This is a genomic window from Kiloniella sp. (genome assembly GCF_965205715.1).
In the GTDB taxonomy this organism is placed as follows: Bacteria; Pseudomonadota; Alphaproteobacteria; order Kiloniellales; family Kiloniellaceae; genus Kiloniella.
In genome coordinates, this window is sequence record NZ_CBDBHW010000014.1 from 882,966 (window position 1) to 909,921 (window position 26,956).

A 26,956-nucleotide genomic window follows, 5' to 3' on the forward strand; every position below is an offset into this window, starting at 1 on the left:
GAAAATTAGGTCAACACTTGAGATGTGCTCTCATCCTGACGGCCTACACGTCAACAAATCCATGTTGGTCCATAGTTCTACAATTTATCTTAAATAAATAATAACGATCTATGTCATATCATACAGCAGTCGCATTCCTATTTTTTCTAGAAATATTCTTCCCATTTTTGGTTGAACGATATTTCGAGTTTAAGAGAGGTCGCAATTGACAGTACCTCCGCATGCAAACCAGAAAACCGAACATTCCACTTATTTGGCCAGGAATTTGGTCATGGGAGTAGTAAGAGGTTTTGCTTTGCTTCGAGTATCAATCTTGCTCCTACTTTTCCCAGTGATCCTTTTGCTTATTCCCGCGAAACCTGGTTTAGCAGAAGAACGTATGACACTTGTCGCAGCCGCAGGAACTGTTGATACCGTAATCAGCGAGGTTATCCTTCGTACAGCATATCGACGGCTTGGGATCGACATCTATATCGAAAAACACCCCGGAGAACGTGCGCTTCGGCTTGCCAATAGCGGTGAGGTAGCCGGTGATGTCCAACGCATCGATGGATTATCTGCTAAATACTCCAACATGATACAGATCCGGCCTGCGATAAATTTCATCGAAGGTTCAGCCTTCAGTCGTTCTCAACAGATCCCCATAAATGGATGGGAAAGCCTGAAGGATTATAGGATCGGGCTTATTCGCGGTATTAAGTTTGCCGAAAACAATACCAAAGGTATGGACACCTATGTGGCTAGAGACTATGCGAGCTTGTTTCGGATGCTAAACAAGGACCGAATTGATGTTGCGATATCCCCACGTCTAAATGGTCTTTATCAAATCAAAAGATTTGGTATTCACGATGTTACGCCGCTATCTCCTGCAATCGCAAGATTTGATCTTTTTCATTACCTGCATATAAAACACGCCGCCTTAGTGCCTAAGCTATCTTCTATATTCACAGAAATGGCGGCTTCTGGAGAACTAAAACAGATCCGTGAACACGTTATTAAAATTATGATGGAGTTGGCAGAACAAGGTCTTCCTCTTTGTGATGACACTTATGATTGCTTTGAGACTGTCCCCAGAAGTTAATAGGTGAAGTAAATAAGGGCATTGTTGATGAGGGGTTCTATAAAAACTCTGCATACGATACTAATTTAAAGGCCAGCTTAATTGGGAAACAAGAATACAAAGAACATACCCTTTAAGTCGATTTCACGACGCTTGATAATGTATATCGTATTATGCAGTTCCTTGGTCACTCTATTCCTCACCATTTTCCAACTGCAAAGAGATTATAAAACTGATATTGCCGAAAGGGATAAGGGCCTTGAGCAAATCAGGCAAGTGCATCTCGAAACCATCACGCAAGGCCTATGGGCCACAGACACAGAGCTTTTACAAACCATTATAGAGGGTTTGGTAAATATCAGGGATGTCAATTACGCCGCAATTATTGACAACGAGGAAATATTACTATCGATCGGGAATAAACCACTCAAGGATGACGGGACTAAAAGTTTTCCCCTGCGATATAGATACCTTGGCAGTTATGATGAGATTGGCACCTTGGTCGTTGCGATCGACGTCGATGCCGCCTTTAGACGCGTTCTAGATCGTGCCTTTATTATTCTTGTCAGCAATACCTTTAAAACGGCTTTGGTCGTGATCTTTACAATCATGATTTTCCACCAGATGGTCAGCAGGCACCTTACGAGTATTACCGAATATTTAGCCAACTTGGATTTGGCCCACTCTCACGACCCATTAATACTCTTGCGTAGTAACAAACGAAATAAGTCTCTGGATGAATTGGATCTGGTCGTAAATTCTATCAATGAATCATCAGATAGGATCTCTGATACCTTTGCCATGGAGCAGGAAATTAAAGAAAGGGAACACGCCGAAGCGATACTACGCAAAAGTGAAGCCCGTTTAATTCAAATTCTCGACAATAGTCCCTTTGGCGTATCTATCGTGTCCCTAAAGGGAAGAAAACAACTGTATTACAATCGCCGCTTTACCAGTATGTTTTATGCGTCTGATAATGAAACTAACATTGAGGACGTAATTTCAAATAGCTATGTTTCCCCACAAGACCGTGAAGATATATGGGCGCTGTACAAACGAAATGGCGCCATCAATGGGATTGAACAACAAAGAAAGCGTACTGACGGTTCTATTTGGTGGGCTTATCTGGATTGGAGCCCTTATACTTTTGGCGGAGAAAAAGCCGTCATGATCTGGATTTCAGATGTCACAGAACACAGACTGGCAGAGGAAAAGCTTCAGCAGTTAAACGAGCAAAAGAACAAGTTCTTCTCTATTATCGCTCACGATCTGAAAGGTCCGTTTAATTCTCTTCTCGGCTTTTCGAGTTTATTGTCGACCAAAGGGACTGATATAGATCCAGAAAAAACCGTTCAATACAGTGTTTCTGTTCACAAATCAGCCCAACAAGTCTTTAAACTATTAGAAAATCTTCTTGATTGGTCCTTGTTACAAATGGACCGTATGGAATTTGAGCTCGGCCCCGTCAGCCTTGATAATATCATCAAAGAAAGCGTGGAATTATTTGCCCCGATCGCCGATGAAAAAGCTATTCATATAGACGTTGATAGCCAAGAGGATATTACCATTCTGGCTGACACCTATATGATAGATACCATCCTTCGAAATCTGATCCACAATGCGATCAAGTTCACACCGGTCAATGGTAAAGTTACCATAACCAGTCGGACAAAGAATGACTGGGCCGAAATTGAAGTCTCTGATACCGGGGTCGGCATACCCGTAGCCAAGTCCCGCCGTTTGTTCCAGTTAAGTGAAAAAACATCCACCCTGGGTACCAGTGGCGAAACAGGCACAGGCTTGGGACTTCCACTTTGTAAGGACTTGGTCGAGAGACAGGGCGGAAAAATTGCGGTTAAAAGTAAAAAGGGCAAAGGCTCAACTTTCCTCGTCACCATGCCGCTTATGGATATTGATAGTTCTGTATAGATTAGGGTGTTATAAAAACCCATGGCAGAACCTTATCTTACTGACCTCACCACTTTAACCCAGCAAATAGCTCAAACACAAAACTTGAGCAGCATCACCTGTAAGCACTTTTTCAGCGGGGCTGCCGCCTACGTTGAAGGACAGATTTTTATGTCACTCAGCCCTGCAGGACTGGCGTTAAAACTACCGGACATACAAAGAGACCAGATTTTACAACAAGGGGGAAAGCCACTGAAATATTTCCCCAAAGCCCCTATAAAGAAAGACTATGCAGTTCTCAGTGATGCACAAAGAGAAGACACTGAAACCTTCTTAAAATTGCTCGACATGTCTCGAAAATACGTCTTGGAAATGGCGACGAAGGAAAGTACTTAAGAGTTTATTGAAAACTCACCGATCTCTCTTTCCTCACAAGTCAGGCCTTCGCACTTAGCATCAAGAGAGGCGTATTCTGCCCCAAATTCCCGCTTGAACTTCAAATACTGATCGTAAGATTGCCAATAATCAAGCGTGAGATATCTTTGCGGGTTAGCTTGATCCCGCATCAACTCCGTTTTCAGATATCCCGTACCCAACCGGAACAACTTTACCCAGTCACCCTCGGGACCATAGAGTTTTTCAAACTCAGCATTAACCCCATCCCTAACGATAAATTCCCAGACGTAAGTATAGGGGGGATAGGGCTGCATGCTCTTCATTAAAATGCGTCAGAAGTATTCTGGCAGAATCTTTGCCAGATTATTCCGGATACGGTCTCTTAATGGCTGGTCAAAGCTTTCTCGTTTGAAAGTTTCGCCGGTGACCCGTTCAAACAGGTTAATGTATTTCTCGCTAAATATTTCAAGTGTTTCGTCTGGAATATTTGGAATATCGTCTTTATAGGGATCACAGCGTTGGCTGACCCAAAGTCGAAGAAATTCTTTGTCCAGGCTTTCTGGCTCCAGACCTTGATCCATACGCTCTTGATAATTCTCAGCAATCCAGTAACGGCTTGAATCCGGGGTATGAATTTCATCTGCAAGAGTAATGCGGCCCTGTTCATCAATACCGAATTCATACTTGGTATCGACAAGAATCAAACCGTGCTCGGCTGCGATTTCACGACCACGGGCAAACAAAGCAAGCGAAAGCCGTGCCAATTCTTCCCAGACATCCTTTGCCAACACACCTTGATCAACAATTTGTGCGGCCGTAATCGGGGCATCGTGTTCCCCCTGCGCTGCTTTAGTGGTCGGTGTGATAATGGTTTCTGGCAGCTTCTGATTTTTGGATAGGCCTTCAGGGAAATCATGGCCGTATAGAGTTCGCTCACCGCGTTGATACATAGGCCAGATAGAGGTCTCGGTCGATCCCGTCATGTAGTCGCGTACCACCATTTCAATCGGTAACATTTCAAGCTTGCGCCCGATAACAACGTTGGGATCCGGAAAACTAATGATATGATTTGGACAAATATCTTCAGTTTTTTCAAACCAGAACCGCGCCGTTTGGTTTAAAACCTGCCCCTTGTGTGGCACAGCAGCAAGGATGCGATCAAAAGCAGACTGACGATCGGTTGCAATCATAATGCGACGGCCATCCGGCAGATCGTACGCATCCCGAACCTTACCTTGATAATGCTCAGGCAATTCCGGATAAGCAGCATCGGTTAAACGATTGGCTAAAGCCTGTTGAAAGTCCTGGTATTTGTCGCTCATTGCGATCCTGCCTCTGACTGGTGTCGTGCCAAATAGATTCTGAGACTTAGATATCACCCACACGACCCAAGGACAAGATTTCTGAGTAACTCCATTTATGGCACTTAAAAAAGGAGACCCATCAATAGGAAGATTGTCATTAATCCCACCTCTTTCCCCAGTAACTCTTCGGTAAAGGTAAAGAGCCAAACCTCAAATTCTTAACCAAAACAAAAAAGTGCAACACCACCCTTGATAGAACAAATGCAATACTATTCTTTCCGACTTTAATTTTGCATATAAAACAAGACACTAATAGCGCTAATTTTATCTCTAAATGATTATTCCTATTCGATTTTCTTTATGCCATAATTTATTTCTGGGATTGGCATAAGTAATTTTTGAACAGGTAAATATACGATGCGAGAACTTGTTCATCCTGAGCATCAGCAGCTCTATGACTACTGGAATCAAAAACGGGGAGACCGTATTGCTCCAGCACGTGTGGATATAGACCCTTTAGATTTTCCCAGCCTGCTCCCATACCTCTGTATGTATAAAGTCCACCTAGATCCCCTAGAGTATGAAACCACCCTTATGGGTACCTCTGTTGTTGACATGTGGGGCGTGGATTATACAGGAAAGCTCGTAAAAGATATCGTTTTAGGGCCGCTGTATGCTTCTGTTAAGATGCATTTCGATACTGTGATCAGGGATAAGAAGCCAACGGTTCATGATCTCGATGCAAGCTGGATAGATAAACACTATATAAAATATTCTCGGTTGATGTTGCCCCTGTCAGAAAATGGACAGGACGTAGACCGTCTTTTGGTTTGCATTATTTTACATACAACAGAAACGTTACATTAACCTTGGGTTACTCCAAAAATTCTGACTTAATTCTGCAGGTCTTCGATCTCTTTAAAGGGAGTATTTTTCTTTAAGTAGTTTGAAAAACGTTTCATAAAAGGAGAAAATTCGTCTCCCAGATAATGATAAATTGGAGCAGAAAATATCACTTCTTTCCTAATTAGATCAGTCTCGACCCTGCCTGTTTGAATTGCCAAAATCACTGTGATATCTGATGCCAAAAAGCCCGATATTTTCCCTCGGTTATAGGCATTTATTAATTCATCAATACCTCTATATCTTTTCGCTCTTTTATTTTCAGCATACTTTTCCTGCCAAACGATACCTAGAGTATACCCAATCGGACGATTACCTTCACTATAGTGATCAGGGTGTACCCACAAGGAAGAAACCAGATCTAATAAAGGAATGTGCGACCTCACATACTCTCGAGTATATAGCTGCTCCACCTTGCTCAATCTCATGGCCTCACCGTTCACTTGCAGAGCATTAAAAAGGGCAATTCCTCTACGCCCGGGTACTGGAACAAACTTTACCCGACAATTGAGTTTTTCATATATTTTTTTAAGTGTACTTTCCACCACCTCGGTAAGATATCCACTATCAAATGTAGAAATGGTCGTCGGGCAATCTATTTCTGACTGAGCCTCCACAACTTGGGCGTCAATTGTCATGACCAAAACTAGAAAACTAAGAATGAAAAATGATTTTTTATTGGGTAAAAGCACAATAACCATTCCAAAGTAAGTAGGCTCTGTTCTTCCTTATAACGTAATCCCTTTAAGAATAGATTTAACCAGATAGATTTGAAAACGGATCGGAAGTTGACCACCTTTCTGTGTCTTTTATTTGCACACTAAAAAATTACATAAATTAATCTCCGATTACTCCTTAAATACGACCTTAATTCTGCAGGTCTTCGACCTCTTTGAAAGGAAGATTTTTCTGTAAATATTCGGAAAACCGGCCCATGAAAGGAGAAAATTCTGAGCCCAGATAATGATAGAGCGGATCTGAAAGTAATGGCTTTACGATAAATGGGACGGGCTCTAATTCGCTCTTTTTAATAGCCCTAACGACCGTAATATAGCAGCGAGGAAATTGGATATTTCACCAGAACTATAGGCCGCAAAAAGTTCTTCATTATTATTAAATTTTCTTGCTCTTTTTCCTTCGACGTAATTTTCCTGCCAAATGACACCAAAAGTATATCCCACCAACATTTCCTCCTCGGATTTCATATCAGGGCGCCCCCAGAGAGAAGATTTCACCTCGAGTAACTTAACCTTTGATCTAACAAACTCACGTGAATAATGGGGCTCCACCTTATCCAGTCTCATTACTTCACCATTAACTTGGCCTATATTGAATAAAGCAATTCCTCGTCTTCCCGGTACTTCATGAAGTGTCACTCGACAATTGAGCTTTTTATATATCTCCTGAATTGTCTTCCCGATCATTATAGAAAGAAATCCATTGTTCACTGTCGCAAGTGTTGCTGGGCAATCAATACCGGATTGTGCCTTGGCATGTTTCACTTCAACAACTATGGCACTAAACAAAAACCCTAGTAAAAATATAACGATTTTGTTGAAAGCAAGCACCTTAACAGTTCCTAATTAAATAAGCCCTATACTTCCTTATAGAGTAATCCCTTTAAGAATAGATTTACCCAGATGAAATAAAGTAACTCATATCCGGGTATTCTATGGAGTTTGGTATTATGCGTTACTGTAGAGCGTCAACCACTTTGTCCGGTTGCGTCAACCACCTTGGCCGCTTTTGATGCGGCTGTGATCTGACGTTTATTTACGATGCTTCAGGCATATTTTTCACCTTTTTGTTTGTGGTTTTCCGCAACATTTTTTTGAGATTTTGGGCGGCTTCCCATTGTCTGTAGCTGTCGATATTCATCTCAAGAATGGTTGAGTGGTGAACAAGACGATCGATTGCTGCAACGGTCATGGCCTTATCTTGAAAAATATTGTCCCATCCGCTAAAAGGTTGATTGGCAGCAATTGCAATACTTCGGTACTCATATCGTCTGGCGATCAATTCAAAGAGCACGGATGTTTCAGATATATCCCTTTGTGCATAGGTAATATCATCGAGAATGATGAGATCAAATTTATCGAGTTTTGCGAGGGCGTTTTCGAGCATAAGTTCACGTCTGGCAGCCTGGAGTTTTTGCACCAGATCACTGGTTTGCGTATAGAGCACACGGTATCCAGCCTCTATAAGAGCATAACCTACGGCGCATAGGAGATGAGTTTTTCCTCCCCCTGAATTTCCAATGGCAATCAGATTTGCTCTTGCGTCAATCCAGTCACCGGCAGACAAGGCTTCGACCTGCGCCTTTTTCACGTTAGGCAGCCGCTTGAAGTTAAAAGTGGCCAGAGTTTTTCCGCCCAGCAGGTTTGATGCGTTGAGATGGCGTTGAATGCGTCGCGTGTCCCTTTCGGCCAATTCATATTCGGCCAAAACGGCAAGGAACCTGGCTGCTGACCAGCCCTCCTTGTCGGATTGGATTGCGATATCTTGCCAGTGTTTGTGAAAGCTGGGTAATCGTAAGTCAGTTAGCATAAGAGGCAGCTTGTGCTGATCCACTTCAATGTTTGTCATGCCCGATCCTCCAACAGAGTATCAAAGACTGATAATGAAGGTTGAACCACGGGAATATCAGGAGGTAAATCCGTGTTCTTTTTTGTGATATTCAGCTTAAGTTTTTTTGCGCAAGGTAGCCTTCCTGCATTGATTTCTCTCGAAATCAGGTGCGCGACTTCGGCCTCACAAGCCTCTTCGTGCGCAAGGAAAAGTATCCCAACCATCTGACGACACGCATCTCTGCGGGACAACTTTTTCTGAAACAATGTCCAGGCCAGGGAGTACTCGGTTCTTGGAAAAATACTGTCACGATAAATAGAATTGGCGAGTGCCTGAGGTTTACGTTTGAGAGCATGAATGACGTGATGATAATTGATAACATGAATGCGGGGGCCTTTGCCGTGCCCCCGCTCACGAGAATGGCTGACGACATGAGTGCTGCCTAGATAGGCTTCTATCCGGTTATCGTAAATATGGACACGCAAGCGTTGACCAATTAGGCGAGAAGGGGCGCTATAAAAAACCTGCTTAACTAAAAAACCACTTGTTTTGGTAACTCTCGACACGACTTCAGTGTAATCTGTTGTTCGCCGAGGAGGTAACGCCTTGAGAGATTTCAACTCTGTTTGGATATCTTGGTCACGATGTTTGTTCCGTCTAGCAATCAGCTCGTCCAAAAATCGCCGATACTCATCCAAAGTGTCAAAGTCATTACTGCCACGCAAAATCAGGGCCTGCTTTATCGCAGTCTTAAGGTGACCGTGGTGAGATTCAATGGCACCGTTCTCGTGTGATTCCCCTCTGTTATTTCGACTGGCCTCCATACCGTAGTGCTCAACAAAAGCAGAATAACGTTTGGTAATGTCCTCCTTTTCCTCAACGCTCAAATTCCGAAAGGCCGCAGACAGGCTGTCGGTCCGGTGGTTTTCAGGAGCGCCCCCCAAGGACCAAAGCGCATTTTGTAAGTTCTCCGCAAGGGCTGTAAAACTCTCACCGCCAAGTACGACCCCAACATGTTCCCATCGGCTATATACCAGAACAAAATGATAGAGCCGATGCACCAAAGGATCTCCTGCAATGGTAATACTTAAGTCGGCTGCATCCGTGAAATCTGATTGGCCCATGTAACCCGGCTCAGGTGTTTGCCTGAAAATGATATCCTTTTCAGGGCCATTCAGAGCCCGCCATCCCCGAACTCGGCGCTCTAACGTGCGCTTGACACGGTCATCGGGAAAACGGAGCGGATAGAGGCTCTGTATGTGGCGCAACAAAGTAATGGGTTTGACCGAGTTGTCTTTATCCAAAATGGGAAGGATGTCCTTATCCCAGATATCTTCAAGCGGATCAGAAACTGTTCGCCCTCGCTTTATATTGCGTTGTGACGGTAAAGTCGCATCAACGTCAAATCGGCGGGCCGTGCGTTCGCTAAACCCTGCGCGGGCAGCGGCGGTTCGTTGACCATGAGTTTTTCTATCTGTCATGTAAAGTCTCAGTTGTTCATCTGTGATAAATTTATACGGCAAACAGGTTCCTCCAATTACATCTAGAGGTTCCTAATTTATCAACTCACAGCAGCTTGTAACTAACACCAAATTAAGCCTTGGCCGGTGGATCTGATTATCAAACGGGCACGCCCTTTTTAATGATCAGATCCACCGGCCAAGGTGGTTGTCGCAACCGGCCAAGGTTATTGTCGCTGAACACGTCACAGCATTTTCTTAATTTTGCTTTTTATGACGATGTTGCCAAACCCCTTACATGCAGAAAATCCTTTAATCGTCAAACACTACCAACAGCAAGATCGGTACAGTTTTGGCCTCAAGGTGCTCACCCTTGCACTTAGTAAATTAGATACGCCATTTCATGTCCAAACTCCCCAAGGCCAATTCGTAAACGAAAAAAGGGGTGAAAATCAAATAATTGATGGGCAGCTAGATCTTCAGTGGATGTCGACGACAATGGGTCGTGAGAACGACATGATACCAATCAAAATTCCTTTATATAGAGGACTTCTCGGCTTGAGGCTTCTACTGGTTAAAAAAGAGAGGCATGATCAGCTAAGTGGGATCAATGACCTTAAGGGCCTTCAAAACCATATTGGAGGACACGGAGTTCATTGGGGTGATTTACCAGTGTATAAAGCGAACAATTTACGGGTTGTAACCAACGTAAACTACGAAAAATTATTCCAGCTCTTAATCGGCAACAGATTTGATTATTTTCATCGTGGAGTTAACGAGATATGGGAAGAACAAAATCGCTATTCCGATAAATTGAAGATCGCCGATAATGTCATGTTGTATTATCCCCACCCGGTATACTTCTTTGTCACAAAACACCGTCCCGAATTGGCAAAACAACTAGAGAGAGGGCTAAAAATTGCGTTGCAAGATGGGTCTTTCAAAAAACTCTTTTTAGATAGTTTTGGGAAGATTATTCAACAGGGAGAACTGGATAAACGGCATTTAATTATCTTAAAAAATCCCGTTGTCCCTGCGAGAACACAGCCTTTTGATACCAGTTGGTGGCTACCACAGAAGTTTCAATCACAATTGAGAAACTCTCCCTAAACTCTTCATGGAACAAGTTTTCTTATAAGTGATAGCAACGGCTTAGAAAGACCAGCCTAGCCGATGCCTCAACAGATGTAGTTTTGATAAACCCTTGCATCTTCAAGAGTGTCAAAAAGCTTAAATATCCAATCCGTACTCGCCAGGTTATCTCGATAATTTTTGTAAAGTGCGATGAAATCATCATCGGTGGAGACAAAGATGACATGCATGTGCGGCTTATAAGTAGCATAAACCCGATCCGAAAAAGGTACTACGAATGGTACTTCGTGGGTTTCATCCACAATGGCCATCTTTGTCGCGTCTATGATGAAATAACGACTTCCATCAGGTTTTGGATGGTTATAGATGTTTTTATGGAGGCCCATAATGTCTTCGACATTGAAACTTCCTCTGAGCGTTATCAAGGTTCCGAATTCTTCATATTCAAATGAATGGTTCATTCAATGCCTCATACTGGCTACAGCGTACACTACTTTATCTGATTAAGTCTTCTTTGCATAGTCAAACCAACCCTATTCCGCTACCTCTACCCGACGGTTTAAGTTATACATCCACCTCGATTACTGACGCAAAAGACAATTCAATTGCTGTGCCAGCTTTTAATTAAATGATGAAATTACTCATATTTCTTAATCACATATTATCTGGATATTTTGATTTTGGGTACTGAACACAGAACCAGATCGTTGCAAATTTAATATAGAAATAATATTTTCAAGCATACTGAATACAAAAGTCAGAGCCTTTATGGATTTTATGACCGCAGCCTTTGCCCGACATGAGAAAGCTCTCAAAGGGGAGCTTTGAATAAACTTTGTCTGCTGTTACTTTTTCTGGTTATTGAGATACTCAATCAGCATTTTATAAGATCCCAGAATATGATCACGGGTTCGACTGGCTGCTAGAGCCCCGTCCCCCTTAATACAGGCATCTATAATACCCAGATGTTCCTGATGCGCCTGATCCATCCCGTTGGTTAATATCAATTGTGCCCTCAAATAGGAATCAACGCGGTCAATTGCTTCCCCCACCAGTTTTAGATGATAAGGCCGTTGCGCGTCGCGATAGAGGGTCTCATGAAAACGGCGGTTCCACTCTCCCCATTTTGTGGCATCGGTTTCCGTATTAAACAGGTCGCAGTACTCTCGTGCCTCTTCCAAAGTTTCTTCGCTCATAGCGGCAACAGACCTTTCAATCACAATCGGTTCCAGATAGGCGCGGATTTCGTAGATCTCTTCGGTCTCGGCATGGGAAAGTAGAGAAACCACATATCCCTTATAACGCAAACTTTGCACAAGGCCCTGAGCTTCAAGCCGCTTGAGGGCTTCTCTCACAGGAATACGCGATACATTAAACAAGTTGGCGATGTATTCCTGGCGGATCGACTCCCCGGCTTGAACCTGTCCGCTAATGATCGATCCGCGTAGAGCATCAAAGATAACATCCGAAGACGAGGCTGTTTTTCCAAGGTCTGTAGCAAATATTTTCAATTTTTTCTCCTGTACTAAATTTTCTTTTTTATCAAATACATCCACTAATATTTTTGAATAATCCTCACCTCAAATGGATAGGATTTGGGATGAATTTAAATTATTATATTGAATATTGTATACAATGTGCAGTATACAATATTCCACGCAAATTGAAAGCAAGCAAAAAGACTTGTTCAAATCAGGCCAAAACCAACCTCGAAAAACTTAATTAAGAAGCAAACCAACAGTTGGAGGAATACATGTTAAAAGGTTTTATGAAGACACTTGCATTGGGCGGATGCCTGGCTGCATTTGTTGCACAGCCAGCCGCTTATGCAGATAAGTTGGATGATGTTATTGACGAAGGTGTATTGCGTTGCGGCGTGGTACTCGATTTCCCACCAATCGGCTATCGCGATGCCAACAACGAACCTGCAGGTTTTGATGTTGAATACTGTAAAGATCTCGCGGCCGCACTTGAAGTTGAGCACGAAATCATTCCGGTTACCTGGGCAGAACGCCTTCCAGTGATCGTGACGAATTCAGCCGACGTTGTATTTGGCGGCACATCTGATTCCCTCGCCCGTGCAAAGACCGTTGGCTTTTCTATTCCCTACGCCATTTATTATGCGCAGGCCGTCATCGGTAAAGAAACCGGTATCAAATCCTTCGCAGACATGAAGGGCAAACGTGTTGCCGCCGCGGTTGGAACTGTTCCTGAACAAGAATTCCTGAAAATTGCCAAGGAATGGGGAACAGAAAACCTCTATCAGGGTTACCAAAGTGAAAACGAAGTTTTCCTAGCTGTTGCGCAAGGTAAAGCTGATGTTGGTATCACAACTAACACGGCCGTTAAGCCAATCGTTGAAAAGTACGACACCATTGCAGCAGGTCCCCGTATGCCTTGGACCACAGACTACACATCCGTCGTTGGCCCGCGTAAAGACACCACTTGGCTTAACTACCTCAACCTCTTTGTAACTCACCAGGTTCGCTCTGGCCGTTACCAGGAACTTTGGGATGCCTATGTAGGTGGTGAAGCACCTGAGCTCCGTATTCCCGGTGTATTGTACTAGGCGCGTATTGTACTAGGCCCGTGTTGTACTAGACGTGCGTTGTACTAAAGTTTATCCCTTTAGTGCCTAATCTACCCTCCCCTCAAAACATCCCCCAAAATGTGGGCCTGTGTTTTGAGGGGAACAGTAGGAGTTTCCCACGTGGATTATAATTTTCACTGGCGCCCGGTGTTTCGTAAATTACCGGAACTTCTGGAAGCAGGTTTACTGACCCTTGAAGTTGCAGTTATCTCCATGCTCCTTGGGATAACAATAGGGCTTGGCTTGGCTTTGCTCCGGATGAAGGGGCCAACGCCGCTCCGTCAGATCGCAACAACCTGGGTAGAGATCGCCAGAAACACCCCCGCATTGTTCCAATTGTTTTTCTTTGGCTTTGGCCTTGGCGCTTTTGGCCTGCATCTATCTCCCTATCTGATCGTTTTGGCCGGGCTTACCTTTAATAATGCTGGTTATCTCGCTGAGAATTTCAGAGGTGGCTTCCTTGCTATCCCGGACACCCAGGTACGCGCGGCAAGATCGCTCGGCATGACAGCAACGCAAACCTATATTCGGATCATTATCCCGCAAGTCTTGAAAATCGTTTATCACCCCATGACCAATCAAATGGTTTGGGCGGTATTGATGAGCTCTCTCGGCATGCTGGTTGGATTTAGGGAACTCTCTGGCGAAACCCAGTTCTTCGCCTCCAAGACCTATCGTATTTTTGAATATTTTGCTGCGACGGCTGTGATCTACTACGTCATCGTCAAAATTATTCTTCTCGCCTCCAATTTTGCCGCACGCCGGCTGTTTAGATACTGAGAAAGGAATAGACACAATGAGTACTTCTGCTTCCTTTTTCTCGGACTTCCAGGCCACCGATCTATTATTCCTAGGTGAAGCCGCTGGTCGAACACTGGGCATATCACTGGTATCTATTTCGATTGGAACCGTTCTCGGCATATTCTTTGGTTGGTCCCTGCAAGCATCCAAATGGTTTGCTCAGGCGACCATTGGCACCATCCTTGATGTTTTCAGGTCAGTTCCGCTCATTATCCAGTTGATTTTGTTCTATAACTTCTTCCCAATCATCGGTTGGAAAATGGGACCTTTTGCGGCTGGCGCCTTTGTCCTCAGCCTCTATACAGCCGCTCTGGTGGCAAATGTTGTTCGCGGTGGTATCGAAGCTGTTGGGGAGCCCATGCGCCGTGCGGCAAGGTCCCTGGGCATGTCCTATTGGCAGGACTTACGTTATGTGGTTTGGCCCATCGGACTGCGCGCGGTCTTCCCCTCCTGGGTTGGTGTAGCCCTGAGTGTCATCAAGGACAGCGCACTCGTTTCCGTTCTCGGTTACCTGGAATTATTGCGGGCCTCACAAATCCTGATCACGAGAACTCAGGAACCCTTTATTATTCTGGCCTGTGCCGGGGCATTCTATTTCGCCCTCTCCTATCCCCTATCAAAATACTCCAAAAAGCTCGAAGAAGGTTGGGCCTCATGATTGAGATCAAGCAACTCCATAAATATTTCGGTGCTCTCCACGTACTGCAGGGTATCGACCTCAATGTCAGTAAGGGCGAAGTACTCAGCATCATTGGATCGTCCGGATCGGGTAAATCCACCCTGCTCTATTGCATCAATGGTCTGGAAGAAATTCAAGAGGGTAAAGTCGTGGTTGATGGTACCACTGTCCATGACCAAAAGACCAATATCAACAAGTTGCGTCAACGAATGGGTATGGTTTTCCAGCAATGGAACTCCTTCCCCCATCTCACCGCTTTGGAAAACGTTGCGTTAGCCCCTAAGATCGTTAAAAAAATCTCGCGGGATCAGGCAAAATCTATTGCCGAAAAGCAACTCAACCACGTTGGGCTTGGTGATAAACTTGATGTTTACCCCTCTGCTCTCTCTGGCGGGCAACAGCAACGTCTCGCCATTGCACGTGCACTGGCAATGGAGCCTGAATACATGCTCTTTGACGAGGCGACTTCAGCCCTTGATCCTGAATTGGTAGGCGAGGTTTTGGATACCATGCGTCTTCTCGCTGATGAAGGCATGACCATGATCTGCGTTACTCACGAAATGGGCTTTGCACGCGATGTATCAGACCGTGTTGCCTACTTCCATCAAGGTGCCATGGAAGAGGTTGGCCCTCCTGAACAGATTTTTGGTGCCCCCCAATCTGTTCACACCCAGAAATTCCTGGCAAACGTGCGGTAAATAACCCGCAAGTCAGGGAAATGAATTATAGTTTTTACAGTTTATATTAGCCCTAAGAGCAAAAAGCGACGTGTAGATTGTCTATACGAGCGATGCAGCGACGATGGCAAAATATGAAATGGGAATACTATGCACTCTTTTTAATATTTATAATTTAGTACAGGAAAAAGACCATGTGGAAAGGCGTTATCCCAGCCGTCACAACAAAGTTTGATGAAAACGGCAATCTTGATCATGCAGAAATGAAGCGCTGCTTTGACTACATGATGGATGCAGGCTGTGACGGCCTCATTGTGTGCGGATCGCTTGGTGAAGGCTCCATGCTTTCAAAAGAAGAAAAAATCGCCATTTTAAAAACGGCAAAGGCATCAACGGGTGACAAACCAACCCTGATGACCATCAACGAAGCCGCCACTCGTGATGCCTGTGCAATGGCACAAGCCTCTCAGGAAGCCGGTGCTGATGGCATCATGCTGGTCCCAAGCCCGATCTATCACACTGACCACCGCGAAACCGTTGCAAGTATGCGTGCCGTTGCCCAGGCAAGCGATCTACCAATCATGATCTATTCCAACCGGGTTGCTTATCGGGTCGATGTCACACCGGAAATGATGTTGGAGCTGGCAGACGAGCCACGTTTTGTTGCGATCAAAGAAAGTTCTGATGATATTCGTCGTACCACCGAGATTATTAACAAGCTCGGTGACCGTTACGCGATCTTCACCGGTGTTGATAACCTTGGCTTTGAAGCATTGAGCGTTGGCGCCATCGGTTGGGTTGCTGGCCTTGTTGTTGCCTTCCCGAAAGAAACCGTTGCCATCTACCGCTTAATGCAGGCTGGCCGCAATCAGGAAGCACTTGAAATCTACCGTTGGTTCCGCCCGCTTCTCGATCTCGATGTTTCCACTTATCTTGTTCAAAACATCAAACTCGCAGAACAGATCGAAATTGGGTCAAATGACCGTTGCCGTATGCCCCGCATGCCACTTGTTGGCGCACAGCGTGAACAGGCTGAAAAGATCATTCGTGACGCGATTGCCTGTCGCCCGGAACTCCCTACTATCTAGGGGTTTCTGATTTAATTTTGGCTTTTAACTTGGGCATTATCACTTGTGCCTGCCTATACTGGACGAAGTCCCTGCTCGTTCTTCGTCCAGTATTTTTTTTATGACCACTCGGGTTTTCTAAGGTTCATACCATGAATAACTACTTCCCAAGCATTCTCAATGACGCAATTGGCCCGGTTATGCGCGGGGCTTCAAGTTCTCACGTCGCCGCGGCATACCGCATTGGGAAACTTGGCCGAGATTACATGGGGGGAGAATTAACCAAGGTCCTGATTGAATACGACCCCAATGGCTCCCTAGAGCCGACCCACGACAGTCAAGGCTCAGATATGGGCTTGTTCACAGGATTGATGGGTTGGGACATTACCGACGACAGGATGGTCGATGCGGTTAAACATCTTGAAGCAGACGGCGTTGAGGTTGAAATCGCGATCACAGATTACGGTGCCGTCCACCCCAACACCTATAAACTTACCCTGACAAACGATCACGAAAGTTGCTGCATCCTGGCGATTTCCATCGGCGGCGGCATTATCGAAGTTATCGCCATCGATGATTTAAAACTATCGATGTACGGCGACTATTCAGAGACCCTGATCTGGAGTGAGGATCAAGAGCTTAAAGCTCATCTGATGGAATTGGATAGCGTTGATAGCGTTTTGATCCACAAGGGCATCCAGGGGGAAGTCATACAGATCAAGGGACAGTCTTTTATTGATCGGGATATGCTCCCTGAAAACTTCGATATCAAAGCCATCAAAACACTCGCCCCTATTCTCCCGATTGGGAGCTCTGCAATAACGGATCTGCCCTTTACCATCAGCGAAGAGATGATTGCCTATAACCGGGATAAAAACCTCTCGCTATGGCAACTCGCACTTAAATACGAAAGCGCCAGAGGCAATATATCTGAAGATACTGTCTTTGAGAAAATGCGCGAGATTGTGCAAATTCTCGACAAATCAATCGACGCTGGGATCCAAGGCACTCAATACATGGATCGGATCTATCCAGCACAGGCGCCGTCGTTCAAAGAAAAGATGTCCGGTAATAGCTTTCTCAACATGGGGCTCTATAACGATGCTATTTTGGCTGTCACTGCCCTGATGGATGTCAAAAGTTCCATGGGGGTTATTGTTGCTGCTCCGACCGCAGGGTCTTGCGGCACCTTACCCGGCACCTGTCTCGGCATCGCCAACGCCCTGAACATGTCTGAAGATCAAAAGATCAAAGCCATGTTATCCGCAGGTCTGATCGGTGTTTTCATCGCCCGGATGGCAACGTTCTCCGCAGAACTCGGGGGCTGCCAGGCCGAAACGGGTTCAGGCTCGGGCATGGCCGCGGCAGGATTGGTTACTCTCATGGACGGCACATTTGAACAGTGCATCTCTGCGGCCTCCATGGCGTTACAAAATACTTTTGGTCTTATCTGTGATCCCGTTGCCAATCGGGTGGAAGCACCTTGTTTGGGCAAAAACGTCATGATGTCTGGAAATGCCCTCTCAGCAGCAAACATGGCTCTTGCTGGATTTGATCATCTCATTCCTTTGGACGAAGTTATTGTCGCCATGCATAAGGTGGGACAGGCGCTTCCGTGTGAGCTCCGTTGCACAGGCAAAGGCGGCCTCGCCATGACCCCGACAGCTCAAGCGATTGAACGAGAACTCGCTGGTCAATAAGAGAACATCAGCTGATAAACGAATTATATATCCAGCTATCGGTAACCCCTAATAACCAAGGGCGCGATCAACTTCATTAACAATGCGGCCACCCGATAAATAGTGCCCAATATTGATTGCAACATCATCTAATCCATCTGTCAGATGCCAACCGGATACATGTGGGGTGATGATGATATTTGGGTGGCGCCAAAATGGGTGATCGGTGGGGAGTGGTTCTTTGTGAAAAACATCCAATACAGCAAGCCCCAAAGGCCCTTCATTCAAAGCATCAATGAGATCTGCATCATCAATCAGATCACCTCGCCCGACATTAATAAAGGTTGCCCCCGCTTTGAATTGCGAAAAACGCTCGGCCCGGAACAAGGAACGAGTGCTCTCTGTCGATGGCAAGATGCTGATCACATGATCAGCCTGGCCTAAGACCTGTGTAAGAGCTGCAAGACCTGAATAACTCTGAACACCGTCAATATCTTTATCGCTTTGGCTCCAACCAATAACCTTATAATCCAGACGAGCAAAGGTCTGCGCTGTACGCTTTCCGATATGTCCAAGACCGAGAACCGCGACCGTGGTTGACAGGCTTTCACGCGGCGCACGTGGTTGCCATACTGCATTTTTTTGATCTGCGGCATGTTCCAAAATGTTTCGTTGGGTTTGCAACACATAGGCCAGACAAAATTCTGCAATTTCACGTGCTGGAGTGTCAGAGCGGATGCGTGCCAAACGAACATGTTCTGGCAGTTCGGTGTCTTTTAGAATTGTATCAACACCAGCACCCAATTTTTGGATGAACTGCAAATTGGGTAAATTCTGTACCACATCAGGAAATAATTTGACGGCAACAAGAACTGTCACATCCTCCATAACCTGCCCAGAAAATCCGATATGAAATGTCACATCGGGTAACTTCTTTTGTAAGAAATCACGTAAGTCAGCCTCATCCATCCAAAGAGGATCACGAATATCAATCAATACAGCCATCAGGAGCCCACCTTTTAAAGAGACTGATAGTAGTAATTCCCGACAACATTCATGACAAACAAATTTACCTAAACCTTAATCCGTGAACACTTTTCAAGGTCAAGAATTGCAAACCCGTTTTTAGCAAAACTCGCGGAACAAGGCACGACCTAGTTTCAACTTACGGAGCACTTAAGGAGCACTTATTGATTACCTTTTAGAAGCCATTCAGCACACTCTGGGCCAAGCTTGGAAAGGGCTTTTTTCTCGTAAGCCGCACTCTCTTTGGCAGACAAAACCTCCTGCCATCTGCCATTGGTGCCTTTATGAATAAAGGTCGTCGCACCACCATCCCAAAAAGCGCCCCCAAGAGGAACACTTTCAATGGCATTTTCCTTCATATAATCAAAGCTACAGTGCTCAATAATATTGGCCCAATTCTCCTCGTCGATTGGAATATCGAGAAAATCCGCAATGCGTCTGATTTCTCCAGGCATATCGGCCTTTAAATCTGCAAAATGAAGCAGTTTCACATTGGGTAAATTACGAATTTCCCACCACGTTCGGATATTTTCCCAAAAGGACCAAAAGGGGTAACCATCGTTTTCAAGCCAGTTATGGAAGTACTGCTCCCGGCTTTCTGGCGGCGGATCTATAGGCGGGCCAACCCGCCCAGGAGTGTCGTTCAAAGCCTGATACCAGAGATCATTCGCATTGGCGTGATGGTTATAAAGGCTCCAAACCACATCGCGGCCATCGCGACCGATATAGATGTATTTGGCCTTCGAAGAAAAAACCAAGGCATCTACAGGTAGGTGGGTTTTTAAAAACCGTCGATGTTTTTGCTTTTCCACCTCCTCAAGCTTAACTTCTTTTGGCGGCACGCGAAGATCCATCCAGGGCGACATTTCAGCAACGGCAAGTTCTTCTTTACCCTTAAAAATCAATTGGCTGACGATTTGCTGAAGCCAAGTCGTACCCGCTTTCGCATAAGTGGCGATGAAAATATCATCATCCCGGAATTGGAAATCATTCCAGATGGTCGAATCAAAATGGTGACTATGAAGCTCACGGGTCTTCTCTGGCCATTTGATCTGCGACCACGCGATCTGTGAAGGGGTCATAATTCAAGCTCCCTGTTATCAACAGCACCACACCGAGATATTAAGCTGAAGAGAATAACAATTTTGGCGCAGCTTGTCTGTACTCATCATCAACGAGACAGGGATTTTCAAAATGAAAACTTCACTCAGCTTATTGTGCGCTTATGCCAATTGGCATCATCAAAGTTTTGAATTTCAATGCGGTAGCCGTGGGGAGAAACAAAGAGTGAGCTATAAACCGAGAACTTCTCGGAATGGGAAGGCTCCTTGATGTACTCGACCCCCTTAGATGTCAGAAACTTATGCCAACCGTCGACATCATTTGAGACGATGGTAATCATTACCCCGACCTGTGATCTGGGTCGATCAGGCAAACAGCAAACTCCAAGATAACTCAACTCGGTAAGGCGGAAGATATGACAAGCACCCTGATCAATAACGAACTCAAGCTCCATCGTATCCCTGAAGAATGTCGATGCGATCTCAAGATCATCACAGTAGGTAAAGACAATTGATTGATTGATTTCCGGCCGCACTATTTCCTCCCGCTTATTCCCTGGTCGAAAATTGGCGCCTATAACACCTTCAACCTAAGGCTACTTGTTTGATCGTATTGACTTCCCAACGAGAAGCAACAAATTCGCTTTCAGGACTAGGAATTTCGGACAAACGGGATACTGCTCCGAGAATATATTTAACCGTGCCATGTTCATCTATAAGTGGAAGATGAATTGCTTCAACAATAACACTAAGGTCTTCACGGGAAGAAATTTCTTCATGAGAGATATACGGCATTCGCCTATGAGCTGCCTGTTCATACAGCTCTAATATTTCGGTCGCATAGCCACCAAAGGTCGTTTCATCAATAAATTTTCCGGTATAATGCTGCCCGAGTGAATTATTAAGATAGGTACCTTGTAGTCGAATAAAGGCGGAAAAAGGCTCGTAATTCAGTTCAACCAAAAAGATATGTGGCAATATTTCGGTTGCAATTGAAAGAGGATCAAGAGTTGACTTTAAGGGAAGATCTTTCTCTACCGGCATTGATTTCCAATAATCCAGGATGCCTTGTACAGGTAAAGTAAGACCTTTGGTACCAGTGGCGAAATCCACGTTATAACCCCCCGTCTTTCATATAAATTCACACAGAAACAATAACCTTAGTGATTGTATATCTCAGACATATTACAATCAGGTTAAAATGTAACTTTGCTGAAAATAAGTACCTAATAAATAAACCTTAATAAAGTTATTTACAAATAACGTATAATTGGCCACCAAGATCATAACAACTAACGATCAATAACAAACCTCTCTAAATTAGATTTTTCATTAGACTTTTGCGTAAATCGTCACTTCTTTCTTCTTCAGGATTATTAGCAGTATTTCCATAAGCGCCGACATTTGAGCTATTGGTCGCCTGCTCATAACCAGTTCCATCCTTCTCCCGAGAAGTACTCTGTCCACTTGGGCCTTCCTGTTCAGCGATATTCTCTGTAACCGAATTTTTCACCTTCTCATCTATGAGCTGGGCTACCTTCTCTTCAATTTTTTTACGTTCTTCAGGTGGCAATTGTTCAAGTTCTTCTTCGGTTATGCCCAGAGATCTAAGAACTTGCGCTCTCATCCGTTCGCCGGGTGTTTTACCAACTACCTCTCGATAAGCTTCAACGGCTTCACTGTGGGATGTTGATGTTGAAGATGAACTCCCCGCCAAACTGTTACCAGTACTGGCTTCTGGAATAGCTGAGGCTATTTGTTGAGCATAAAATAATGTTTGTGAAGTTTGGCTTGAAGCGAGGGTTACTTGCGTCCCGTCTGCGGGGATATCCTGTGATTGTGTTGCTGATGATGTCTGCTCAGAACCTCTGGCAAAAAATGCCCGTGCATTTGCTGAAGCAGCTTTATTTGCCGTGTTATCCGGGTCTGGCTGGGCATATTTTTCCCGTTCGACCTTATGTACAGCCTTGAGCTCTGTTAGTCTAAGTTGCTCTTTATCTCGGTCAAACCCCTTGTCAATCCCGGGTAGACTGCCAGCTCCACCTATTTGCATTGTTGTGTCCGTCTGATATCAACAGAAAATACTCAACCATAACAAGCAATTTCTGTGCCATACCAACAGCACACCACGATATCAATTCAGGTACTCTATTATGGTCAAAATCCGCAATCCCTTCCTACCGTGAACGGCATAGAAGAAAACCCGGTAAGGACAGCTGAGAGCTTATTCCGACGACTTGCCCCTCAGCCAGCTAACAAAGGCCTCAACATCTGGGTTTGAGCGTCCCTTTCCTGGATATGCAAGGTAATAGCCGTAATCTGCAAGCTCTATATCGGACAAACGCACCAGGGTGCCTGTCTCTATTTCGTGCGTGACGAGTTCATCATTTAACGCAACCCCCTGCCCATCAATCACCGCTTGAACACGCACATTTGGATCTGGAATGATTAAGGTATCCTCGTGGCCTGGAAAGAACAAACCAGAGGCATCAAACCAATCAGACCACGCATTGCTGTCATCGCGGTCACGCAACAAAGTGAAGCGAGAGAAGGCTTTACTCAATCCATCACGCTTAACCCGCATAGCCATTTCTGGATTACCTACAGGCCAGGACGGAGAGGGAAAAAGCGGTTCGATGAACATATCGCTCCATTTGCCATTTCCCCATCGAACCGAGAGATCAATGCCTTCTTCTTCGCCCCCCAACTGGTCAATCATGGGCTGTACCCGCAATCGAATATCGGGATATGCAAGCATGAAATCCATCAATCGCGGGGATAACCAACGTGATGCAAAATAAGTAGAGACCCCAATGGTCAGGGTGCGGGTATCAGCTTGGCGTAACTCACTGACTTTCAATTCAATCTTATCAAAAGCCTGTTTTGTCGTATTGAGCAACTCCTGCCCTTTTGACGTGAGCAACACCCCGCGAGGAAGCCGCTGGAAGAGTGTAAACCCCAACTCGTCTTCCAGTCCTTTGATTTGATAAGAGATGGCGCCTTTGGTCAGATTCAACTCTTCAGCAGCAGCTGCAAAACTACCGTGACGGGCCACAACATTGAACAAACGAAGATTATCATAGTGTCTAAATCGCATGTCTATCGTTTAAATTATTTTAACGCTTAGCGCAAATCTTTTGGTTTGTGATTTTTTACAACTCAATCAATATAACATCTAACAAAGACGTCGATTTCTACGAAACCAGAAATTGGATTAAATATTTTGAACAACACTCCCCAAGATTTATCTCGAAACAAAACCTCTCTTCCTCGCTCTCAACGGCGCGGGCGGGGCGCACGAATTGAAGCCAGAGCATCACGCCCTACCAATGGCGACGGGCTTCAGTTCAACTGTCGTCAGACCCCGGCTTACAACCTCCTAAACGAGAAAGCCCTAATCAAATTAGAGGAACAGGCCGACTGGATCCTAGAAAAAATTGGCATTGAGTTTCGCGGCGATACAGAAGCTCTTCACCTCTTTCAAAAAGCTGGTGCAAAAGTTCTGGGATCTCGCGTGCATTTTGAACCCGGCCATGTTCGCGCACTCTGCGCTACGGCACCCAATGCATTTCAATTGCATGGTCGCGACCCCAAAAATACCATTACCCTTGGCGGCCACCACATTGTCCTTATGCCCGGTTATGGTTCGCCCTTTGTCACGGATTTAGACAAAGGCCGCCGCTATGCAACACTTGAGGATTTTGAGAACTTTGTGAAACTCTCTCACCTCTCGCCCTGGCTTCATCACTCGGGTGGAACCGTGTGTGAACCCGTGGATATCCCAGTAAACAAGAGACATCTCGACATGGTTTACGGCCATCTTCGCCACTCAACCAAGCCCTTTATGGGTGGTGTGACTTCCATAGAGCGTGCCCAAGATAGTATCGACATGGCCCGTTTGGTGTTTGGCACAGATTTCATGAAAAACAACGCCGTTATCCAGGCCAATATCAACGTTAATTCTCCACTGGTCTTTGATGACACTATGTCCGGTGTTTTACGAACTTATGCCGCGGCAAATCAGTGCGTTGCGGTTTCGCCTGCCATCTTTGGCGGGGCGATGGGCCCCGTATCGCAAGCCGCCGTGATCGCCCAGACCCTTGCTGAAGGCATGGTCGGTATTGCCTTGACCCAATTGATACGCAAAGGCTGCCCGGTGGTTTTCGGCAGCTTCCATTCGACCATGAACCTGAAATCTGGCGCCCTCACATTCGGCACTCCCGAAGCCAACCTCAGCACCATGGCCCTGTCACAGCTTGGACGTCGCTTAGGCGTACCTGTTCGCTCTGGCGGGGGACAGATCACCTCCTCAAATGCCGCCGACGGGCAAGCAATGCAAGATAGTGCTGCTGCGATGTGGTCAACGCTTATGTCTGGAGCCAATCAGGTATGGCATGCCGCCGGCTGGCTCGAGGGTGGTTTGACCATGTCCTACGAGAAATTTGTCATGGATTTGGATCATTGCGGCATGATGCTCAAGATGCTGCAGGGGATATCAGTTGACGACGAAGCGCTTGGTCGGGATGCCTATTTAGAAACCGGACCGGGGCAAAACTTCCTCTCTACCGCCCATACATTACGTAACTTTGCCACTGCCAACTATCAATCCGAGTTACCGGACACAGGCCCCTTTGAAACTTGGTTCGAGCACGGCAGTAAAACCGCCGCCGAGCGCGCTAATATCCGCTGGAAGGCCTTACTCACAGAGTACACGCCCCCAACCATTGACCAGAGCGTCGATGCATCCCTGCAAGATTTCATGGCACGCCGCAAAGCGTCGATGCCAGACGAATGGTATTAAACAATTTAACAGGAAAAACTTATGACAGAAGAACTCAGCAGAACTTCCGCCCTTGCCGATCGCCACATCGCCCTCGGATCAGGACTTGAAGACTGGAATGGCATGGGCACTGCCTGGAGCTATGACAGCAACCCAAACGATGAACACGACGCCGTGCGAGAACGGGCCGGCATGTTTGATATGTCGCCCTTAAAAAAGGTCTTTGTGCGCGGCCAAGATGCGCAGGCTACCCTCAATCACCTGACCACACGAGACATCTCCAAAATTGCGCCAGGGCAATCGGCCTATCTCTGCGTATTAACTGATGACGGCACGATTGCTGACGATGCAATCGTATCTAACAATGGGTCAAATGAATGGCTAATTGTGCATGGTTCCGGCGATACAATGGCCCTGTTACAGGCATCTTCAAAGGGCAAAGATGTAGCTCTTCAATTTACCGACGATCTCCACAATATCTCAGTACAAGGCCCCCTCGCCTTAAATACCCTGAACGCTTATTGCGATGTCGATCTAGAACTGTTGAAATATTTCCATCACACACCTGCCACCCTTTTTGGCAAGGCTTGCCGTATTTCACGTACAGGCTATTCAGGTGAACGCGGTTACGAGATATTTGCAGAAGCCTCTGTTATTGTTGATCTCTGGGATAGTTTAGAGGAAGTTGGTGTAATGCCGTGCTCTTTCACATCCCTCGACAAGGTTCGAATTGAAGCCGGCCTACTGTTTTACGGCTACGACATGACTACCCATCACACACCGTGGGAAGTCGGTCTTGGGTTTACCATAAATAGAGACAAAAGTGACTTTCGCGGTAAAACCGCCTTGCTCTCAGCGAGAGGGCAGGAGAAATTGCGCAACGTTGGCCTTATCATAAAGCATAGTGATATGGTCGAAGGTGGAGAAACGCTCTCGCTAGACGGTCAAACTGTTGGAACGGTAAACAGTCCTTGTTACTCACACCGACTGAAGCAGTCACTCGCTTTGGGGCATGTAGATGCAGACATCAAGGTTGGAACGCGGTTAAAGTTATCCAGTGAAAATCTGGAGACGACAGCAACAGTGGCATCGCTTCCGTTTTACGATCCCGAGAAGTCCCGAACTCACACCTAGCCCAAGCGATAAGAGCCAGTGAGCAATTTAGCTTACTGGCTTCTCACCTGCTGCAGAAAGTTACTCAATGGCAGCCTGGAAAGCTTACGCATCTTGCCATTTTCAAGGACTTTATCAGCTCCACCAGCCAGCCCGGTCCAGACCATGACTTTTGCAAGATCAGGCGCATCAATCCCTAAAAAGGGCAGCATCTTGTAAATCGGCTCAAATAACCGTGTCGATATCGTTTTTTTCGATGCTACTTTTCCGGGGGCAATAATACCGGGCCGGAAGATATATTTGCCCTTGAGGGAACTCGCATTCAATTTTACTTCAGCCCTGCCTTTTGCTCTGGGATACATCCCAGGTAACCTTTCGCTAGGGCTTGCGCTGCGACCACTAAACAGACAAAACCGAATATTAGGATTGACCTTCTCTAAGCTGGCCAATAATGCTTCCAGATAACCCACTGTAACTTGCCAGAACAACTCTTTGCTCACTTGACCCTGATATACACCGACGCAGTAATAACAGATATCCGCATCGGCCAGCACTTTCTCCACCACGGTAAAATTCGTAAAATCCTGGTGTCCAACTTCCGTTAATTTTGGATGAGTAAGGCCCGTTAAGTGACGACCGATTGTGACAACTTGAGAAATTTCAGGGGCGCCTAAGCAAAGCTGTAGAACTTCACTGCCCACCATCCCCGTGCCACCAAACACGATCACCTTCATTTTGCTTCAACCTCCAGAGCTCTTCCCAGTGTTAACATTTGAAAGAGTTATCTCAGCG

General features: G+C 45.6%; 28 protein-coding genes. 13 read left to right on the forward strand and 15 right to left on the reverse strand.

The features are described from left to right. Positions 1-205: 205 nt before the first annotated feature. The 3 genes from ACOGW3_RS21000 to ACOGW3_RS21010 all read left to right on the forward strand — a co-directional run bounded on the left by ACOGW3_RS21000 (position 206) and on the right by ACOGW3_RS21010 (position 3,364). Entirely contained in the window at positions 206-1,081 is an 876-nt protein-coding gene (locus ACOGW3_RS21000) for a substrate-binding periplasmic protein (protein WP_419904735.1), read from the forward strand. Between the two features lie 138 nt (positions 1,082-1,219). Continuing rightward, positions 1,220-2,989 (forward strand): ATP-binding protein, encoded by a 1,770-nt coding sequence (locus ACOGW3_RS21005; protein WP_419904736.1) that lies wholly within the window; start codon positions 1,220-1,222, stop codon positions 2,987-2,989. Positions 2,990-3,010: 21 nt separating this feature from the next. Beyond that, a complete protein-coding gene (locus ACOGW3_RS21010) occupies positions 3,011-3,364 on the forward strand; it encodes a TfoX/Sxy family protein (protein ID WP_419904737.1) in 354 nt (117 codons plus the stop codon). Here the strand turns inward: ACOGW3_RS21010 and ACOGW3_RS21015 are convergent. Both ACOGW3_RS21015 and ACOGW3_RS21020 read right to left on the reverse strand, forming a co-directional pair. Continuing rightward, entirely contained in the window at positions 3,361-3,678 is a 318-nt protein-coding gene (locus tag ACOGW3_RS21015) for a hypothetical protein (RefSeq protein ID WP_419904738.1), read from the reverse strand. The two genes, ACOGW3_RS21010 and ACOGW3_RS21015, sit on opposite strands and share 4 nt — an antisense overlap. Before the next feature lie 18 nt (positions 3,679-3,696). Beyond that, a complete protein-coding gene (locus tag ACOGW3_RS21020) occupies positions 3,697-4,686 on the reverse strand; it encodes a phosphoribosylaminoimidazolesuccinocarboxamide synthase (RefSeq protein WP_419904739.1) in 990 nt (329 codons plus the stop codon). A gap of 399 nt (positions 4,687-5,085) precedes the next feature. On the opposite strand from ACOGW3_RS21020, the gene ACOGW3_RS21025 reads away from it, so the two are divergent. Next, on the forward strand, positions 5,086-5,535 hold the full coding sequence (locus ACOGW3_RS21025; protein WP_419904740.1) for a PAS domain-containing protein: 450 nt from the start codon (positions 5,086-5,088) through the stop codon (positions 5,533-5,535). Between the two features lie 26 nt (positions 5,536-5,561). On the opposite strand, the gene ACOGW3_RS21030 is transcribed toward ACOGW3_RS21025, so the two are convergent. The 4 genes from ACOGW3_RS21030 to istA all read right to left on the reverse strand — a co-directional run bounded on the left by ACOGW3_RS21030 (position 5,562) and on the right by istA (position 9,662). Then, positions 5,562-6,209, reverse strand: coding sequence for a hypothetical protein (locus ACOGW3_RS21030; RefSeq protein ID WP_419904741.1), 648 nt, complete (start codon positions 6,207-6,209; stop codon positions 5,562-5,564). 375 nt (positions 6,210-6,584) lie between these two features. Beyond that, complete coding sequence (locus ACOGW3_RS21035; protein ID WP_419904742.1) at positions 6,585-7,139, reverse strand: hypothetical protein; 555 nt, start codon at positions 7,137-7,139, stop codon at positions 6,585-6,587. Positions 7,140-7,344: 205 nt separating this feature from the next. Beyond that, positions 7,345-8,157: an IS21-like element helper ATPase IstB gene (gene istB, locus ACOGW3_RS21040; RefSeq protein ID WP_419901088.1), complete on the reverse strand. Its 813-nt coding sequence runs from the start codon at positions 8,155-8,157 to the stop codon at positions 7,345-7,347. Continuing rightward, the gene (gene istA / locus ACOGW3_RS21045; protein ID WP_419901087.1) at positions 8,154-9,662 is read right to left on the reverse strand and encodes an IS21 family transposase; all 1,509 of its coding nucleotides are present in this window, start codon (positions 9,660-9,662) and stop codon (positions 8,154-8,156) included. Before istA ends, istB begins: the two co-directional genes overlap by 4 nt. 216 nt (positions 9,663-9,878) lie before the next feature. On the opposite strand from istA, the gene ACOGW3_RS21050 reads away from it, so the two are divergent. After that, a complete protein-coding gene (locus ACOGW3_RS21050; protein WP_419904743.1) occupies positions 9,879-10,709 on the forward strand; it encodes a hypothetical protein in 831 nt (276 codons plus the stop codon). 68 nt (positions 10,710-10,777) lie between these two features. Here ACOGW3_RS21050 and ACOGW3_RS21055 read toward each other — a convergent pair whose 3' ends face one another. Together ACOGW3_RS21055 and ACOGW3_RS21060 are read right to left on the reverse strand one after the other, a co-directional pair. Then, the gene (locus ACOGW3_RS21055) at positions 10,778-11,152 is read right to left on the reverse strand and encodes a hypothetical protein (RefSeq protein ID WP_419904744.1); all 375 of its coding nucleotides are present in this window, start codon (positions 11,150-11,152) and stop codon (positions 10,778-10,780) included. Between the two features lie 384 nt (positions 11,153-11,536). Continuing rightward, a complete protein-coding gene (locus ACOGW3_RS21060; protein WP_419904745.1) occupies positions 11,537-12,247 on the reverse strand; it encodes a GntR family transcriptional regulator in 711 nt (236 codons plus the stop codon). 197 nt (positions 12,248-12,444) lie between these two features. On the opposite strand from ACOGW3_RS21060, the gene ACOGW3_RS21065 reads away from it, so the two are divergent. From ACOGW3_RS21065 to ACOGW3_RS21090, 6 genes are all read left to right on the forward strand, one after another. Next, positions 12,445-13,260, forward strand: a complete 816-nt coding sequence (locus ACOGW3_RS21065) for a transporter substrate-binding domain-containing protein (RefSeq protein WP_419904746.1) — start codon at positions 12,445-12,447, stop codon at positions 13,258-13,260. Between the two features lie 141 nt (positions 13,261-13,401). Beyond that, positions 13,402-14,061 (forward strand): amino acid ABC transporter permease, encoded by a 660-nt coding sequence (locus tag ACOGW3_RS21070; protein WP_419904747.1) that lies wholly within the window; start codon positions 13,402-13,404, stop codon positions 14,059-14,061. Between the two features lie 16 nt (positions 14,062-14,077). Then, a complete protein-coding gene (locus tag ACOGW3_RS21075) occupies positions 14,078-14,740 on the forward strand; it encodes an amino acid ABC transporter permease (RefSeq protein WP_419904748.1) in 663 nt (220 codons plus the stop codon). Then, the gene (locus ACOGW3_RS21080; RefSeq protein WP_419904749.1) at positions 14,737-15,459 is read left to right on the forward strand and encodes an amino acid ABC transporter ATP-binding protein; all 723 of its coding nucleotides are present in this window, start codon (positions 14,737-14,739) and stop codon (positions 15,457-15,459) included. The genes ACOGW3_RS21075 and ACOGW3_RS21080 overlap by 4 nt, the downstream gene beginning before the upstream one ends. A gap of 173 nt (positions 15,460-15,632) precedes the next feature. Next, positions 15,633-16,526 (forward strand): dihydrodipicolinate synthase family protein, encoded by an 894-nt coding sequence (locus tag ACOGW3_RS21085; RefSeq protein WP_419904750.1) that lies wholly within the window; start codon positions 15,633-15,635, stop codon positions 16,524-16,526. Between the two features lie 131 nt (positions 16,527-16,657). Continuing rightward, on the forward strand, positions 16,658-18,205 hold the full coding sequence (locus tag ACOGW3_RS21090; protein WP_419904751.1) for an L-serine ammonia-lyase, iron-sulfur-dependent, subunit alpha: 1,548 nt from the start codon (positions 16,658-16,660) through the stop codon (positions 18,203-18,205). 48 nt (positions 18,206-18,253) lie between these two features. Here ACOGW3_RS21090 and ACOGW3_RS21095 read toward each other — a convergent pair whose 3' ends face one another. From ACOGW3_RS21095 to ACOGW3_RS21120, 6 genes are all read right to left on the reverse strand, one after another. Then, complete coding sequence (locus ACOGW3_RS21095) at positions 18,254-19,189, reverse strand: NAD(P)-dependent oxidoreductase (RefSeq protein WP_419904752.1); 936 nt, start codon at positions 19,187-19,189, stop codon at positions 18,254-18,256. Between the two features lie 182 nt (positions 19,190-19,371). Next, a complete protein-coding gene (locus ACOGW3_RS21100) occupies positions 19,372-20,292 on the reverse strand; it encodes a sulfotransferase domain-containing protein (protein ID WP_419904753.1) in 921 nt (306 codons plus the stop codon). A gap of 125 nt (positions 20,293-20,417) precedes the next feature. Next, the gene (locus ACOGW3_RS21105) at positions 20,418-20,807 is read right to left on the reverse strand and encodes a VOC family protein (protein WP_419904754.1); all 390 of its coding nucleotides are present in this window, start codon (positions 20,805-20,807) and stop codon (positions 20,418-20,420) included. Between the two features lie 49 nt (positions 20,808-20,856). Then, positions 20,857-21,384 carry a PAS domain-containing protein gene (locus ACOGW3_RS21110; RefSeq protein WP_419904755.1) on the reverse strand — a complete coding sequence of 176 codons (528 nt, stop codon included), beginning with the start codon at positions 21,382-21,384 and terminating at the stop codon, positions 20,857-20,859. 202 nt (positions 21,385-21,586) lie between these two features. Next, entirely contained in the window at positions 21,587-22,324 is a 738-nt protein-coding gene (locus tag ACOGW3_RS21115) for a hypothetical protein (RefSeq protein ID WP_419904756.1), read from the reverse strand. A 171-nt stretch (positions 22,325-22,495) separates the two neighbouring features. Beyond that, a complete protein-coding gene (locus ACOGW3_RS21120; protein WP_419904757.1) occupies positions 22,496-23,338 on the reverse strand; it encodes a LysR substrate-binding domain-containing protein in 843 nt (280 codons plus the stop codon). A gap of 156 nt (positions 23,339-23,494) precedes the next feature. Here ACOGW3_RS21120 and ACOGW3_RS21125 point away from each other — a divergent pair, with 156 nt between their 5' ends. Then, a complete protein-coding gene (locus ACOGW3_RS21125; protein ID WP_419904758.1) occupies positions 23,495-25,072 on the forward strand; it encodes a trimethylamine methyltransferase family protein in 1,578 nt (525 codons plus the stop codon). A 21-nt stretch (positions 25,073-25,093) separates the two neighbouring features. Continuing rightward, positions 25,094-26,185: an aminomethyltransferase family protein gene (locus tag ACOGW3_RS21130; protein WP_419904759.1), complete on the forward strand. Its 1,092-nt coding sequence runs from the start codon at positions 25,094-25,096 to the stop codon at positions 26,183-26,185. Positions 26,186-26,217: 32 nt separating this feature from the next. Here the strand turns inward: ACOGW3_RS21130 and ACOGW3_RS21135 are convergent, their stop codons facing one another. Beyond that, complete coding sequence (locus ACOGW3_RS21135; protein ID WP_419904760.1) at positions 26,218-26,898, reverse strand: NAD-dependent epimerase/dehydratase family protein; 681 nt, start codon at positions 26,896-26,898, stop codon at positions 26,218-26,220. Between the last annotated feature and the right edge of the window lie 58 nt (positions 26,899-26,956).

Coding starts and splice junctions, on each gene's coding strand:
- ACOGW3_RS21005 (WP_419904736.1), top strand. CDS start 1,220: ATGTATATCGTATTATGCAGTTCCTTGGTCACTCTATTCCTCACCATT.
- ACOGW3_RS21010 (WP_419904737.1), top strand. CDS start 3,011: ATGGCAGAACCTTATCTTACTGACCTCACCACTTTAACCCAGCAAATA.
- ACOGW3_RS21015 (WP_419904738.1), bottom strand. CDS start 3,678: ATGCAGCCCTATCCCCCCTATACTTACGTCTGGGAATTTATCGTTAGG.
- ACOGW3_RS21020 (WP_419904739.1), bottom strand. CDS start 4,686: ATGAGCGACAAATACCAGGACTTTCAACAGGCTTTAGCCAATCGTTTA.
- ACOGW3_RS21025 (WP_419904740.1), top strand. CDS start 5,086: ATGCGAGAACTTGTTCATCCTGAGCATCAGCAGCTCTATGACTACTGG.
- ACOGW3_RS21030 (WP_419904741.1), bottom strand. CDS start 6,209: ATGACAATTGACGCCCAAGTTGTGGAGGCTCAGTCAGAAATAGATTGC.
- istB (WP_419901088.1), bottom strand. CDS start 8,157: ATGACAAACATTGAAGTGGATCAGCACAAGCTGCCTCTTATGCTAACT.
- ACOGW3_RS21050 (WP_419904743.1), top strand. CDS start 9,879: ATGTTGCCAAACCCCTTACATGCAGAAAATCCTTTAATCGTCAAACAC.
- ACOGW3_RS21055 (WP_419904744.1), bottom strand. CDS start 11,152: ATGAACCATTCATTTGAATATGAAGAATTCGGAACCTTGATAACGCTC.
- ACOGW3_RS21065 (WP_419904746.1), top strand. CDS start 12,445: ATGTTAAAAGGTTTTATGAAGACACTTGCATTGGGCGGATGCCTGGCT.
- ACOGW3_RS21075 (WP_419904748.1), top strand. CDS start 14,078: ATGAGTACTTCTGCTTCCTTTTTCTCGGACTTCCAGGCCACCGATCTA.
- ACOGW3_RS21080 (WP_419904749.1), top strand. CDS start 14,737: ATGATTGAGATCAAGCAACTCCATAAATATTTCGGTGCTCTCCACGTA.
- ACOGW3_RS21085 (WP_419904750.1), top strand. CDS start 15,633: ATGTGGAAAGGCGTTATCCCAGCCGTCACAACAAAGTTTGATGAAAAC.
- ACOGW3_RS21090 (WP_419904751.1), top strand. CDS start 16,658: ATGAATAACTACTTCCCAAGCATTCTCAATGACGCAATTGGCCCGGTT.
- ACOGW3_RS21095 (WP_419904752.1), bottom strand. CDS start 19,189: ATGGCTGTATTGATTGATATTCGTGATCCTCTTTGGATGGATGAGGCT.
- ACOGW3_RS21100 (WP_419904753.1), bottom strand. CDS start 20,292: ATGACCCCTTCACAGATCGCGTGGTCGCAGATCAAATGGCCAGAGAAG.
- ACOGW3_RS21115 (WP_419904756.1), bottom strand. CDS start 22,324: ATGCAAATAGGTGGAGCTGGCAGTCTACCCGGGATTGACAAGGGGTTT.
- ACOGW3_RS21130 (WP_419904759.1), top strand. CDS start 25,094: ATGACAGAAGAACTCAGCAGAACTTCCGCCCTTGCCGATCGCCACATC.
- ACOGW3_RS21135 (WP_419904760.1), bottom strand. CDS start 26,898: ATGAAGGTGATCGTGTTTGGTGGCACGGGGATGGTGGGCAGTGAAGTT.